12 protein-coding genes are annotated in these 14,759 nt (G+C 41.8%); 1 reads left to right on the top strand and 11 read right to left on the bottom strand.

The genetic code is table 11. The annotated features are described in order from the left end of the window. Positions 1 to 63 precede the first annotated feature (63 nt). The 11 genes from hxlA to PSU72_RS09940 form a co-directional block, all read right to left on the bottom strand. On the bottom strand, positions 64 to 696 hold the full coding sequence (gene hxlA, locus PSU72_RS09990) for a 3-hexulose-6-phosphate synthase (protein ID WP_300388664.1): 633 nt from the start codon (positions 694 to 696) through the stop codon (positions 64 to 66). A 221-nt stretch (positions 697 to 917) separates the two neighbouring features. After that, positions 918 to 1,871, bottom strand: a complete 954-nt coding sequence (gene tal / locus PSU72_RS09985) for a transaldolase (protein WP_300432253.1) — start codon at positions 1,869 to 1,871, stop codon at positions 918 to 920. Positions 1,872 to 2,077: 206 nt separating this feature from the next. Beyond that, positions 2,078 to 3,985, bottom strand: coding sequence for a CHASE2 and HATPase_c domain-containing protein (locus tag PSU72_RS09980; protein ID WP_300432252.1), 1,908 nt, complete (start codon positions 3,983 to 3,985; stop codon positions 2,078 to 2,080). Between the two features lie 99 nt (positions 3,986 to 4,084). Then, positions 4,085 to 5,422 (bottom strand): FecR domain-containing protein, encoded by a 1,338-nt coding sequence (locus tag PSU72_RS09975; RefSeq protein WP_300432250.1) that lies wholly within the window; start codon positions 5,420 to 5,422, stop codon positions 4,085 to 4,087. 6 nt (positions 5,423 to 5,428) lie between these two features. Next, the gene (locus tag PSU72_RS09970; RefSeq protein ID WP_367186086.1) at positions 5,429 to 6,151 is read right to left on the bottom strand and encodes a response regulator transcription factor; all 723 of its coding nucleotides are present in this window, start codon (positions 6,149 to 6,151) and stop codon (positions 5,429 to 5,431) included. A 136-nt stretch (positions 6,152 to 6,287) separates the two neighbouring features. Continuing rightward, positions 6,288 to 7,148, bottom strand: coding sequence for a triphosphoribosyl-dephospho-CoA synthase (locus tag PSU72_RS09965; protein ID WP_300432248.1), 861 nt, complete (start codon positions 7,146 to 7,148; stop codon positions 6,288 to 6,290). A gap of 2 nt (positions 7,149 to 7,150) precedes the next feature. Continuing rightward, positions 7,151 to 8,041, bottom strand: coding sequence for a RimK family alpha-L-glutamate ligase (locus PSU72_RS09960; RefSeq protein ID WP_300432246.1), 891 nt, complete (start codon positions 8,039 to 8,041; stop codon positions 7,151 to 7,153). Between the two features lie 20 nt (positions 8,042 to 8,061). Further along, positions 8,062 to 9,045: a methenyltetrahydromethanopterin cyclohydrolase gene (gene mch, locus PSU72_RS09955; protein WP_300432245.1), complete on the bottom strand. Its 984-nt coding sequence runs from the start codon at positions 9,043 to 9,045 to the stop codon at positions 8,062 to 8,064. Next, entirely contained in the window at positions 9,032 to 10,141 is a 1,110-nt protein-coding gene (locus PSU72_RS09950) for an ATP-grasp domain-containing protein (protein ID WP_300432243.1), read from the bottom strand. The genes mch and PSU72_RS09950 overlap by 14 nt, the downstream gene beginning before the upstream one ends. Positions 10,142 to 10,178: 37 nt before the next feature. Next, complete coding sequence (locus PSU72_RS09945; RefSeq protein ID WP_300432242.1) at positions 10,179 to 11,072, bottom strand: methylenetetrahydromethanopterin dehydrogenase; 894 nt, start codon at positions 11,070 to 11,072, stop codon at positions 10,179 to 10,181. 49 nt (positions 11,073 to 11,121) lie between these two features. Then, the gene (locus PSU72_RS09940; RefSeq protein WP_300432241.1) at positions 11,122 to 12,138 is read right to left on the bottom strand and encodes a beta-ribofuranosylaminobenzene 5'-phosphate synthase family protein; all 1,017 of its coding nucleotides are present in this window, start codon (positions 12,136 to 12,138) and stop codon (positions 11,122 to 11,124) included. A gap of 240 nt (positions 12,139 to 12,378) precedes the next feature. Here PSU72_RS09940 and ppsA point away from each other — a divergent pair, with 240 nt between their 5' ends. Then, positions 12,379 to 14,751: a phosphoenolpyruvate synthase gene (gene ppsA / locus PSU72_RS09935; protein WP_300432240.1), complete on the top strand. Its 2,373-nt coding sequence runs from the start codon at positions 12,379 to 12,381 to the stop codon at positions 14,749 to 14,751. Positions 14,752 to 14,759 lie beyond the last annotated feature (8 nt).

Here is a 14,759-nt window from a genome sequence, read left to right as displayed (position 1 = left end):
TTTTTTAATTACTCATTTCAATAATTACTTATTGAGTTTGGTTAATTAAAACCAAGCTTAAACTTAAGCGTGAGCAATAGCTGTGATTTCAGCAGCAGAAGCAGCAGGATCAGCAGCACCGTAGATAGCAGCACCAGCAACAATGATAGTTGCGCCAGCATCACGTACTTGAGCAGCTGTAGAAGCTTTAACGCCACCAGCAACTGAAATTTCAACGCCTAGGTTCAAAGCAGCAACCATACCTAAGTCATTGAATGGTGTTTGACCAGCAGCTTGTTGATCTAAACCAGTGTGAACGCCAATGATGTGTGCACCAGCAGCAACAACTTCTTTAGTTTTAGCAGCTTTATCAGCAACGTTGATCAAGTCAACTTGAGCTTTTTTACCGTATTTGTTAGCAACATCGATTACACCTTTGATTGTACCGATATCAGCACAACCTAGAACTGTACAGATGTCAGCGCCAGCTTTGTAGAATGGCTCAGCTTCGTAGAAACCAGCATCCATTGTTTTTAAGTCAACTAAGATTTTGTTGTTTGGGAATTTAGCGCGCAAAACTTCAAGCAATTTAACACCGTTGTGTTTAATGCAAGGTGTACCGATTTCAAGAATATCTACGTGCGGTGCTACTAATGTAGCTAATGCAACTGTACCGTCAAAATCTAATGAATCTAAAGCCATTTGTGTTAATGCCATGGTGTTTCTCCGTTTAATAATTTTTTAAAATCTTACTAATTTATTGCTATTTTAGTAAAAAAACTCCATTTCAATCTTATCTAAGGCTGAAATGCTAATTTAATACTATAATTTTTTACTACACTAAAAACTGGACACTTATAGTAAATGTCTAGCAAATATAAGTCAATTCTAAACTTGTAACATTACATTCAAATTACAAAATTTAGAATTTGACTAAATTACAATTTTGCGCTTAAAGCCGCCTCAAGTTTGTTTTGATCCGCTACAAAACCGCGAATACCTTCTGACAATTTCTCAATAGCCATGGCATCTTGGTTCAATTCAAAGCGGAATTCTGCTTCAGTCATTTTTGCTGGTGCCGTCTTAGTTGCGCCATTATCCTTCATCACTTGTACTAAAGTGCCTTCTGTTGCTGCCAAATCTTGCAATAAGTTTGGTGAAACAGTTAAACGATCACAGCCAGCCAACGCAATTAACTCGCCAGTGTTACGGAATGAAGCACCCATTACCACTGTTTTATAGCCATGCTCTTTGTAGTATGCATAGATTGCGCGAACTGAAACTACGCCTGGATCTGTTTCTTGTGTGTATTCTGTTGTTGGGTTTTTAGCTTTGTACCAATCTAAGATACGACCAACAAATGGTGAAATCAAGAATACGCCAGCTTCAGCACATGCACGCGCTTGACCGAAACCGAATAGCAATGTTAGGTTACACTGAATGCCTTCTTTTTCAAGAATCTCGCCCGCTTTAATACCTTCCCATGTTGAAGCCAATTTAATCAACACGCGGTCTTTGCTGATGCCTGACTCTTCGTAAAGTGCAATCAATTTACGGCCTTTAGCCACCATTGCATCTAAATTGAAAGATAAACGTGCATCTACTTCAGTTGAGATACGACCTGGTACTTCTTTAGTAATTTCAGCACCAATCAACACTGCTAATTTGTCAGCAGCGCTGTCAATTTGTTCTGCTTTAGTACCACCTTGTGCTTTTGCATAAGCAATCGCTGTTTCAATTAAAGGTGCGTATTGTGGCAATTGACTTGCTTTTAAAACTAATGATGGATTAGTTGTTGCATCCACTGGTTTTACTGCTTTAATCGCTTCTACATCACCAGTATCGGCCACGATAGTTGTGATTGCTTTGAGTTGGTCTAATAAATTTGCCATTGATTGCCTCCTGAAAATTATTTGAAAGTATTCTTGCTTTTCAAACCTGCTAACTAGGCAAGCTAATTAAATATTTGAAATTGCTGAAGTCATGCATAAAATCTAGTGCAAGATTATATCTTAAAATTCTAGCGCTGTCGTTATAAGCGCTATTTGATTAGCCTTTTATCACGAACTATTTTTGTGTTGATTGCTGATTGTTAAATTTATTGCAACTCTAACGGCAAAGTCAAAGTAAATGTTGCACCATGACCAAGCTCACTACGCACAAAAAAACTTCCGCCATGCTTTTTAATGGTCACATCTACAAAATACAAACCTAAACCGGTACCCTCTGCGGCCTGATGATCACCTTCTGCTCGGCTAAAGCGCTTAAACAACTTAGCGACTCTTTCTGACTCTATACCTGGCCCAGCATCAGTAATGCTTAATATTGCCTCGTTATTTCTTTCTTCTAACTCTACATATATCATGCCTTCTAATGGCGAGTACTTTACTGCATTCAATAAAACATTCGTGACAGCGCGCTGCAGCAAACCAAAATCACCTTTTAGCCAAAGATTATCGTCAGGCAAGTTAGTATTGAGTATTATTTTCTTAGAATGCGCTACCGCATAAACATCGTCCAAGGCCTGTTGAACTAGACTCACTAAATCTAAATCTTGAAATTTACTCGCATCAGCCATTTCGGCTCTTGATGATTGCAAGAAGCTATCAGCCATAGCGAGAGATTTATTAAGCATATTGGCAATACGTGGCAAATGCTTATGATTAACATCATCTTCATTTAGTAACATAATTGCAGCCCCAAGCGGCGCACGTAAATCATGCGAAATAAAAGATAAGGTGTCTCGCCTCACACCGTGTAGATCTCGCAAATGTTTTGAAGCCAGCCTTACATTAGAGATACGTGAACGCATGGAGTCTTTATCGTTTTCATACTCCAACTCTCTTTTATCTACGCCTAACAAAGCTAAATCATCATGAAGGTTTTTGAGTGCATGATCTAAATAAACTTGAGCGGACTCCAGCTTACGCCAACTCCATATAGGATATGCAAGTAGTATTGCGATTAACGCGCTTGCTGGCGGCACCCAAATATTAAAGAGAGATGGCATCGCGATAGCCATCACCATCACTACAAAGTAATATCCAACAATAGAAAGTAAAGATTTTAATGGGCTGAGCTTTGGCAAGAACAGTAATGGAACCAAGGCCAACATAACGCTTATCAAACAAGTAAGCCAAATTGGTAAGTTAACAATTAAAGCAGAATCTCGCATTGCCGCAATAGTATTTGCATGAAACTCAACGCCGGGCATGGGCTGCATTTGTGCTGACACTGGCGTAGGCAATATATCCCCCATACCGACAGCGGTTGCACCGACCAAAACAATTTTGTCTTTAAATAAATGAGCTGGAAACTCTCCTGTGAGCACGTTGATGTAAGAAATACGTCGGAAATGTCCAGGTGGGCCTAAAAACTTAACTCTGCGTTCATCAAGTGAAATTAAGCGGTCTGACTTAGTTAAAGATATTTTTGTGTGTAATGTATTGACAGGAAATAGACTGAGATTGCTAGGCAACTCTTTGGCTGCCTCTAACACAGCTTGTGAGAAATGCTGAAGGCTAGCTGAGCCCAAACCTTCCCACAAATAAATGCTACGGGCAATACCATCGGCATCTAATGGCACATGGACTCGTCCTAAAGCCGCGGCATGTAGCGCAAAACTTTCCAAAGGTACACTTTGCTTAATTGGTGAGCCTTTGTATGGCTCTTCAAATAACACGGGTAATACTACATTGTCAGCTTTTTCTATAGCTTCAGCCAATGCCAGATCAGCTTTAGGATTGCTTAACTCAGGCTCAGAAAAAATAATATCCAAACCTATCACGCGTGCCTGCTGTTGCTTAAGTTTATTAATTAAATCAGCATGAACATTGCGAGACCAAGGCCACCTGCCTATGCTTTTCAAGCTAGCCTCATCGATTGCAACAATCACAATGTCAGCAGGCGCTGGTTTAAATGTGAGGTAACGACCTAAATCGTAATGAAGATTGTCAAACCGAACTAACAAGCCGCTGTAAGCCAACACTGAAGCAAAAAGCGTCAATATCAGGGCTGTAAAAAGACGGTCACTTAGCTGGTTAAATTTAAATAGCACACTGATGGACAATATCTACATTAGAGATCTAAATTTAGATCTCTAGGTTTAACGAGAGAATGTTCTAATGTTTGAAAATTTTTGTGACTTGCCGCCAGACAGTGCTGCAACTCGCCAATAAAACACACCTGCACCAAACGACTGATTGATTGTGAGCTTGCTGTAAGAACTATGACGCTCATATAAATTATCAGTAAAGTTAATATCTCGAGCCACTTGTACGAGGTAGCTAGTCGCTGTTGGTACAGGCGTCCAGCTCAAGTCGGTTGGCGCAAGCGGAATCACCGCACCATCTAAAGGCTCAATTAACTCCAGCAACGGTTCTGGCGGCAGTGCTTTAACATGGAAAACATGGGTTGCATCTATACTTTGCAAACCATGCTGATCTTGCGTTCTAAGCTTCAAGAAATATTGACCATCGGTTAAATCTGCAAAAATCAACTTTCCTGCTTGAGTGGTTTGCTCATTCAATATTTTTGTAAAGTCTGCATCTAAAGCCAACTGCCCAATCCATGCAACGACACCTTGTTGGGCAGAAAAGTTAAATTCAGCAGAGTTAATCTCAAATAACTTTGGCAATGCGCTTACATCTGGCGCACCAGGTAATTGAATCGGCGGCAAAGGCGCTTTGTCTTTTTCTGCCGCGCTACCATAACCTTTTACCAACAACACTTCTTGGCCACTTGCACTAAAGGCTACTCGACCTTCTAGAGTTTCTTGCAAAGAAACATTCTCTTCAGCAGCCACTCTAAATTGCGTGCCGCGTACAGCAGCAACTGCCGACGGAGTTTGTATCTTTAAAGTATTGCCTACAACATGCTCTGGATTAGCAGAAACTTGGCTGCGGCCTTTGACCAATTTCAAATTCGTTACAAAAGTTTCTTTACCCACATATTGGTAACTGTCTTGAATACTTAGATTAGAGTTTGACTGAATATCGATCTTTGAGCCATCTGCAAAAAGCAACTTTGCAAGACTATTTTTACCTGTAGCTAAAGAATCACCAGCCACGAATAAGTCATCTTTTTTCACTTGATGCGTATCGCCACCTGCAATGCTAGTAGCATTTACATCACCATAAACCAGTAAAACCTGTGCGTTTTTAGGTGTTCTTCTAAGCATTTCAACAGGAATGTTGATGACTTGTGCGGGTTGTAATTTCTTGCTGAGCGGGTGATGATTGTATTCTGACAGCGCAGCAATATTGGCACGCTTATTTAAATACTTTTGATAAATACGCTCGAAAGAATCATCCTTAAGCACACTATATGCCCAAACTGTTTCTTGGTTTCCCGCAGGATTCAGTTCGGCACTTACGTCATCGGCATGACTAACAATACTAACAAACAACAGCGCAATGCTGAAAATATGGAGAGAGTTTTTCATAGATGACTATTCAGCTCTCTCTAAACGGTAACCTTGCTGATAAATGGAAGTAAGCTTCCATCCATACTCAGGTGTTAACTTCAGCTTAGTCCGTAAATGGCTAACATGTACATCAACCTTGCGCGTTTCGATATCTGCGCTGGAACCCCATACCACCTGCATCAAATGTACTCTAGATAAAAGCACCCCAACATTTTTCAAAAAGTACCAAGCTAAATCCAGCTCCTTGTCTGTGAGTTTAACTTCTTCACCATCCAACAATACCAAACGCTGCTTAGTATCAATTTTTAGGCTACCTAAATCACAAACCGTTTCGTTCTTATATTCAGGCTGCGTTCTTCTTAGTAGCGCGTTGACTCGTGCCATAATCAACTGGCGGCTGGCTGGTTTCACCATGTAATCATCAGCGCCTGATTCAATCACGCGAACAATATCATCCTCCTCGCTACGGCCCGTCAAGAAAATAATTGGAGGTAGTTTATTAGATCTGAGCTTAATGCTCACCATGACATCTGGGCCTTCCATATCAGGCAGCGCCCAATCAAAAAGACAAAGATCATATTGTGAATTGGAAAACTTACGAAGGAAATCTAAGCCTGTCACAAAGTGATCTACCTCAAAACCAGCTTCGTTAAACCACTCTAAAATTGTTTCAGCAAAGGCTAAATCATCTTCTAAAAACGCAATTCTTGGTTTTTTATTAGCTTCCACCATTATTTTTACTCTCAATTTTTATTTTCTAGTTTAAATACCAAAAAACATCCAAATGTTTGATATTTAATATTATTCTTACAAATTATCATTAATTTACATTATCCACAATACACCCTTTTGAGCTGTAAAACCCAGCCACCACTCAGATTCTCTAAACAATTCCCTCAAAATTACTCACCATTAAGCAAGTAACAGTCAAATCTGCACTAGTACCAGGGTTGATGTTCTGCGCCTTCAAAGAAGCATCCCATACTAATAATTTTTTTTGCACTAATTTTGGGTTTTCCGTCGCCCAATATAGGGTTTGCAGATCAACAGCCTCTTGCATAACTTCTTTGGCTAACGCTTCACCGTACTTACGGATGACATGGCTATCTAATTGTCTTGCTAAAAAGCCTAAATACAGCGCTGTGGTGGCCCAAGCTTGGTTATTCCATTTATGCATCGCCTTCTTGTAATGAGGCAAACCAAACTCAAACACATCAGCAAAAGCATTTGCATATTGCCAGGCAATGCGGTCTTTATCCTGTGCTGAAGCCATCATCTCTAGCAAGCTCACACTAGAGGACTCATGAACATCGTTCACGTTAGAGTTGCCTAACCCTGCTGGATTTGCCAATACAATCGCCTGTCCAGTTAAAGTGGCATCCTCCACCTTCAGTTGATTTAAAGTGAAATTCAAACGTTGCTGTAAGCTTTGATTTACGACATCTGGAGCCTCATTATCATGTAAAGCCGCATGAATCAAAGGTGCACATAATAAAATAATACCTAAGTTGGTATTCATCCCAACGGCTATTTGCGTGGCTTTTACTGACTGGAATACTCGCTCACCAACACTTAAATTTTCTTGAGCGATTACTGCCGCTGAAGCATCCGCGCTCTTAATAAAGTCATGTATCGTCATGCCATGACCATCGGCAAACACATGCACGTTACCTGGCTTTAAAGCTTCAAGTTCAACCATGCAGGCGTTTCGATAAGCTTGTGCTATTTTTGCTGAAATCGCCATTGTTAAGCCTTTAATTTAGACAAAAAATCATCGGCTAATAATTGCGCAACATCTACCCTAGACACACTCTGCAAGCCTTTCCACGCAGGGACACTATTGACTTCCAAGACATAATATTCACCCGAAATAGACTGAATAATATCAACACCACAATAATCAATATCAAGTGCTAAGGCAGCTTGTATAGCTAGCGTTGTCATCTCATGATTGGCATCAAGCTCAACGCCTTCACAGCGACCGCCTGCTGCAACGTTATTCACCCAACTACTCCCTATGCGCCTCATGGCGGCAACCACTTTGCCTTGAATAACAAATACGCGGTAATCATGCGGCGCATCGCCAGTTTCAATGAATTGCTGAAGATAATAGACGCCATCCACAAATTGCTGCATGGGCACGGGCAATGTTTCGTTAACTAATAACTGACGAACGCCCAACCCCTGAGAACCAAACAAGGGTTTTAATACTAAAACTTGCTTATTTTGATTGGCAGTATGACGAAAATTTTCTACTTGCGCTTTGGATTCACTCACCCAAGTTGCAGGTGTAGCTACACCATTTCGACGCAATAAAAAGCTTGTCATCGCTTTATCTACGGTACGTTCTATGGCCTTTACATCGTTATAGATAACGACCTTAAGCATAGACAGCATGTGTAAAACGTTTAAACGTGTGATGACTTGCTGCATGGTACCGCCAGAAACGCCGCGGACGAAAACCGCAGGTGGCAGAGTGTCGAAATTGGGGATTTGAATACTAGGCTGAGCGCCATTCAAATTGATGACACAGTCTTGCAACGAGACGTAAACTGCTTCTACATTATGTTTAGCAAAAGCTTCTTTTAAACGCGCGCCATGCCAGCCTGGGTCATCAGTAAAGATTGGGATTTTCAAAACAACTCACTACATAAAGACTAATCTCCGAATGATAGCGCAATTAAGTCTGCGTTTAATTGACCACCTTCAAAAACTTTGCCTGTTTGTAGATTAGTCACTGTCACCTTAGCAGGGCTAAACAACATGGCATCAATTTTATAAAAATCCATATTGTAAAATTTAAAGACTTGCGCAAAGGTTTTGCCATAGTCTTTAGATGAACTACTAGGTAAATTTAAGGCAAGCTCTGCAGCCGCAGCGTCTTCACAACGTACCTGCAAGCTTACTTCACCGCCAAACAAAATCGCGTCATTAGTGCGACCCATCGCCGTCATAAAGTCTTTAGACACAGGCGGTAAAACGGCTACACCTGAACCGCTGACAATATTTTCTAAAGGGAAATGAATGGTATGCGCTTTATGCAGTGCCACCTCTAAAACCCGTCCAACGATCTGTACAACGCCAGCAATACTAGTGGTTGGCGTAAGAATAATCGTCAGATCCTCTGCTGAAACTTGTGTATCACGCACAATCTTGTCGATGACTTCCATAGGTGGAATTTTGTCAGTTTCCAACACGATGCAAGTGCTATCAGCGGAATCTTTATAGGCTAGCTCTTTAAACAAATCTTCACGCTGCGCCAATGCGCGTGCAGGGCCAGAACCTAATGAGAAGAACTTTTCATGGCTCAACGCCCAACCTGCATATTGGCTTGCCAAACAAGCTAATACTGGTTGATTTGATGTCACGGCAATCGCCTCAGTGAAACCAGCAAAACGATTGTCTGCTTGCAAACTGACCTCACCAAGCCCGCCCATACAAATCTCAGCAATCAAGCGCCCTGCTTCTGCACAGCCCGCATGCTGAATCCCCGCATCGACAATCGTACAGCCAGAGGCATGAATAGAGATGCCAAGTTGCAAAACATCAGCCTGCGCAAGCAATTGCGTGACAATCAGGTTAGCGCGCTGATTCACGCTGATTGAATTAGCACTCACATCCATCGTATTATTTTGAGTCATGAAGCAGCTCCCTCTTTAATATTTTAGTTTTTTGTAATACTAATTGCTGTGCGGCTAAAGCATCTTGCGCTTCCGCAAACACAGTACAAATAGGTTCATTCTCAGCAATTTTAATGCTGCCATTTTCAAAACTCGGTATATCTGCAACCCAATCTGGCCAACTAAAATCTACTGGGATATTAAGCGCGTGATCCGCATATAAAATCAATTCTGCTTTAGATGTACTCATTTTGGCTAGGTAAAACTCGTTAGATACCTTTACAAACTCACCACTACTAGCTCCTATGTGCGATTTCAGCAAATTTGGATAGAGGTTAAAAGTTGCACTCAAACGTGGGTTCAACTCTAATATCCACAACTTTTTACCTTCAAGCACCGCATCAAGGCTATTAATACCTTTTAAACCCAACGCAGCCGTTAACTTTCCAGCTGCTTCAACAAATTGCTGCTGCACCTGTAGAGGCAATACCACATTGTTAACAGCACCTGCAAAACGATACGGCATCTCAACAGTAGGTGCGCTAAACTGTTGATTAAAACCTATCGTTGTCGCTACTTTTCCATCTGCAACAAACAATAATGAAACAGGAACACCTTCAATTTTTCGCTGAAAATAATCATCTTTTTTGCACATTGAAGCTGGTTTTACATGCGTGCCACCAGTGCTAAACAAACTTTTTGCCAGCCAGTCATCGGCATCATCTGGCGCGCTCAACTGCACCTCAGGATGCACGATATTCAAATCATCAAGCAACTTAAAAAAATCAAAACTTCTTACTAGCTGCAAGGCTCCGGCTGAATTACCTATCAAATTTACACGCTCGGCAACCCATGCCAATAAGGCAGGTTTTGTATCGAATAAGCTGCCATATACAAAACAACTATCGCTATCTAGTTCTATTTGTGAAAACTGATGCTTAAAATCAGCTTCATCCACTCCATTTTCGCCGAACTTAATCTTAAAACATTGCTCAGTAAGCGCTTGCGTATCTGCGTCAGCAAAAGCATCTAAGGTAATCACACTGTAAGCTTGCGCTTGAGCAGCTTGCGCATACCCTCGCGCGGAAATCGCCGCGATAATCAGCTTTTCTTTCACGCTATAAAATCTAGGCAGGTAATTATTAAAAGGCTCGTTAACCTAAACTACGCGCCATTTCAAATGCCGCCATAAACTCTAAATAGCAAGGTTTGTCAGCGGCGAGCATTTGCTTAAGCAGGTTATGTTGTGTTGTATATTTCAAATTACCAATCGCTAATGCGCCTATGCCTACGACTTCAGTACCTTCAATCAGCACGCCGTCTGCCATCACATCCACGCCTTCTGCACCTGTAGGGGCTACTGCATTGACATCAGCAATCACTTTTAAGGTTTTTGATTGTGCAATTTGCCCAATGGTGACCACGCGAATTCCAGCTGCAGCTGCACATAACACGACATCGGCAGTGTTTACGATGGCTTGTTTTGCATTTTCATTAGTACCGTCGGCAAAACCGATTCTAGTACCATAACGTTGATTGTAACCTTCGGCTTTTTCACGCACTTCATCCACCGTTTTGTGTCCTACTAAAATAGCTTCAGCGCCTAAATTAGCTGTAATAACCGCTACACATCCACCAACAGGGCCAGTTGCACCAAATATGGCCACTCTCTTACCTGCTAAATCTGTGTGAAAATGTTTTTTAAGTTGCAATTCCACCTTGGCAACCATCGCTGCTGCGGTAGTAAAAGCACCCGATGGATCCGCAAATACCGAAATCTCGAATGGTGGAAACATGGCTTTTTCTGCTGCGCCTAACATATCCATGGCTAAATCAATATCGCGCCCACCTATAAATATAGATTCGCGCTTAATACCTGATGGACTTCGTGAAAAAATAGCATCTTGCGTTAAACCAACTACCTCTGGTAGCGCGACGTTGGTGTATGGAATAACTTGGTCAAAACCTGCATCTATAGCCATGTTCACATCAAATGGACTGGCATTTTTAGCCGCAGTGATTAAATGCAAAATACTATCTTTTTCCATGATTTCAGCTTCTCTTAAATTTGGTGCTCTAAAAATTTTGGTGCGTTTATTAAGCTCTGAGTACTTCAGAGCCTTCATTGTTAGCACTACATATTTGCCATGTTAAATGAGGTTCAGTAAATTTCATTTTGAGCTCTAGCATGGTTTTCTGTGCCAGTTCTTCATTTTCAAATACGGCAAATCCAGTTGGTCCCCATGAACTTTGTCCATGGCAAGCCACACCCAAGGTTTCCAGGTGTTGCAAAACTGCACCTACGTACTTGCTAGCATAGCGCCCACCTTGGGCAGGTGCAAAATAGTCTCCAACATACATTTGTAGCTCTCTAATGCTATACCCAAATGCTGCTAAATCTTTCTCTACCATTGCAGGCATTGCTTGCATCAGCACACTGCGACATAGATGTGCCGCTAAATTTTCCGGGAAAATAGGCAATGTTTTAAATGCAGCTAGCTCTTCTTCGCCATGAATACCTGGCTGATTATTGTCTAATATCAGTAATATTCGCCAATCCTTAGGAAAATCATAACGCGCAATTAATGGTGGTACTTTTAGATTAGTCAGTGTCGCTTGGCTTGGCTGCACTTTACTTGCGTGTGAACGAGCTGCATGAGAAACACGCCCTCCATCAATTAACAACCCGCCTTGATCAAATGCAGCTATCCCAATACCAGAACGGCCGCCGCGACCTGTTAATTCAGCTATTTGCGCCGTATTTAAATTCAAACCATATAGTTGACTGATAGCAGTACCAATCGTTAACGCAAACTGCGTACCTGAGCCCATGCCCGCATGTTCGGGTATATTTTGTTTAATTTTAAGATTCACGGCACCAGTGAGATTAAGTTTAGCAATCAATTTTTTTGCAACTTCTTCAGCACGATTACTTGCAAAACCGCTAACGCAGAGCTTTTCCGAACGCATTGCTAACAACTCAACGTTAGGCGCAGCCAAACTTAAGCCTATACTCCCAAATTTGCGCCCTAAGCCACCATGCAAGTCAAAAAAACCCATGTGTAATCGAGCCGTGCTCTTAACAGTAATTTCAGTAAAATTGACTAGCGACATAACTTTTTCATCAGTTCATTTTTCTTGTTAATTAAGGTATTAGGAGAAGCTTCATGCATCATTAATGCCTATGCATTTTAGCTGACAGTCATGCAATTTGGTGCGTAAAGACAGGCACCAATTAAACTTTTTAGCCTCAAGCGCTTCTTTTCAGGTGACAGCGCTTCGTTATTTAGGCAAAATGTAACCTAAATATTAAACCAAAATTAATCCTCCCGTTCGAACATCTAAGGAACTATCATGTCAGTCCACGTTATTCCATTTGAAAATCTCAGAAATATCGACGTACCTTCAGTTGGCGGTAAAAACGCTTCATTAGGCGAGATGATTTCGCAACTATCAGCAAAAGGCGTGCGCGTGCCAACCGGTTTTGCAACAACCGCAGACGCATATCGTGAGTTTTTAGCACAAAATGGTTTAGACGTTAAAATTAATGCAGCACTTGATGCTTTGAATGTGGATGACACACAAGCGCTTGCCATTTGCGGCAAACAAGTGCGTGATTGGATTATGGCTGCCCCCTTCCCAGCTGCATTAGATAAAGCAATAGCTGAAAACTATGAATTGCTCACAGCTAAATCTGGCAACGGCGCAACTTTCGCCGTGCGATCATCTGCTACGGCAGAAGACTTACCTGACGCTTCATTTGCAGGTCAGCAAGAATCATTTTTAAACATTCAAGGTTTAGATAACATTCTGCACGCGATTAAAGAAGTGTTTGCTTCTTTATACAATGACCGCGCGATTTCATACCGCGTTCATAAAGGCTTTGTGCATGCTGATGTAGCGTTGTCTGCTGGTGTACAACAAATGGTGCGTAGTGATATTGGCTGTGCAGGTGTGATGTTCACGATTGATACTGAGTCAGGCTTTAAAGATGTTGTGTTTATCACTTCATCATACGGTTTAGGGGAAACGGTTGTACAAGGTGCAGTGAACCCTGATGAGTTCTATGTGCACAAACCAACGCTAGCACTTGGCAAGCCATCTATCGTACGTCGCACGATGGGTTCTAAACTTATCAAAATGGTATTCTCAGATGCAACTCGTGCAGGTAAAAGCACGCATACCATTGAAGTTGATACTGCTGATAGCGACCGTTATTCATTATCAAATGAAGATGTGCTTGAGTTAGCACGTTATGCCATGACCATTGAAGCGCATTATGGCTGTCCAATGGATATTGAATGGGGCAAAAATGGCGTGGATAACAAGCTATATATCTTGCAAGCACGTCCTGAAACCGTGAAATCACAAGAGTCATTAAACAACATCACCGAGACTTTTAAGCTCAATAAACACAGTGAAAAACCTTTAGTGGTTGGTCGTGCTGTAACGCAAAAAGTTGGCGTTGGTCCTGTACGTATTGTGTTAGATCCAGCAGACATGCACTTGGTACAACCTGGTGATGTACTAGTTGCCGACATGACAGACCCTAACTGGGAGCCTGTGATGAAGCGTGCTAGTGCGCTGGTCACCAATCGTGGTGGTCGTACTTGCCATGCGGCGATTATCGCTCGCGAACTTGGCATTCCAGCAATTGTGGGTTCTGTAAACGCAACAGATGTATTACGTGAAGGCGAAATCGTTACAGTTTCTTGCGCTGAAGGTGAGTCAGGTTTTGTTTACCACGGTGCGATTGAATTTGAAGTGAGCACTCAAGCAACTGCGTCAATGCCACCAGCACCTTGCAAAATCATGATGAACGTTGGTAACCCAGACATGGCGTTTGGTTTTGCAAAAACACCTAATGACGGCGTAGGTTTAGCGCGTTTAGAGTTTGTCATCAACAACATGGTTGGCATTCACCCGAAAGCCATCTTAAACGTTGATGCGATGCCACAGGCAATACAAAAAACCATCAAAAATCGTGCTCGCGGCTATGCCTCACCTAAACAGTTTTACATTGATAAAGTGGCTGAAGGCGTGGCTACTATTGCTGCAGCGTTCTATCCAAAACCAGTAATTGTGCGTACTTCTGATTTCAAATCAAACGAGTACAAAAAACTAGTCGGTGGCGAGATTTACGAGCCAGATGAAGAAAACCCAATGATTGGCTTCCGTGGCGCTGCGCGCTACATGGCAGAAGACTTTAAAGAGTGCTTCGCTATGGAATGTACTGCCATGAAAAAAGTACGTGATGAAATGGGTTTAACCAACGTAGAGTTGATGATTCCATTTGTACGTACTCTTGCTGAAGCCAAAGCCGTGACTGAAATCATGGCAGCGAATGGTCTTAAACGTGGTCAAAACGGCCTGCGCTTAATTATGATGTGTGAAATTCCATCAAATGCCATATTAGCTGAGCAGTTCCTTCAATACTTTGACGGCTTCTCAATCGGCTCTAACGACCTTACCCAACTTACATTAGGTATGGACCGCGACTCAGGTATTTTGGCTGACGGCTTTGATGAACGTAACGAAGCAGTGAAAGAACTCATCAGAATGGCGATTCACACTTGCAACCGCTTAGGTAAATATGTAGGTATTTGCGGCCAAGGCCCATCTGACCATCCTGACTTTGCGGAATGGCTAGTAGCTGAAGGCATACAATCAATGTCATTAAACCCAGATACAGTGGTAAGCACTTGGCAAAGACTAGCAAAGAAATAACTAGCTAA

Origin of the sequence: Methylotenera sp., assembly GCF_029945535.1 — a bacterium.
In the GTDB taxonomy this organism is placed as follows: Bacteria; Pseudomonadota; Gammaproteobacteria; order Burkholderiales; family Methylophilaceae; genus Methylotenera.
This window is presented reverse-complemented; position numbering and strand designations above follow the sequence as displayed.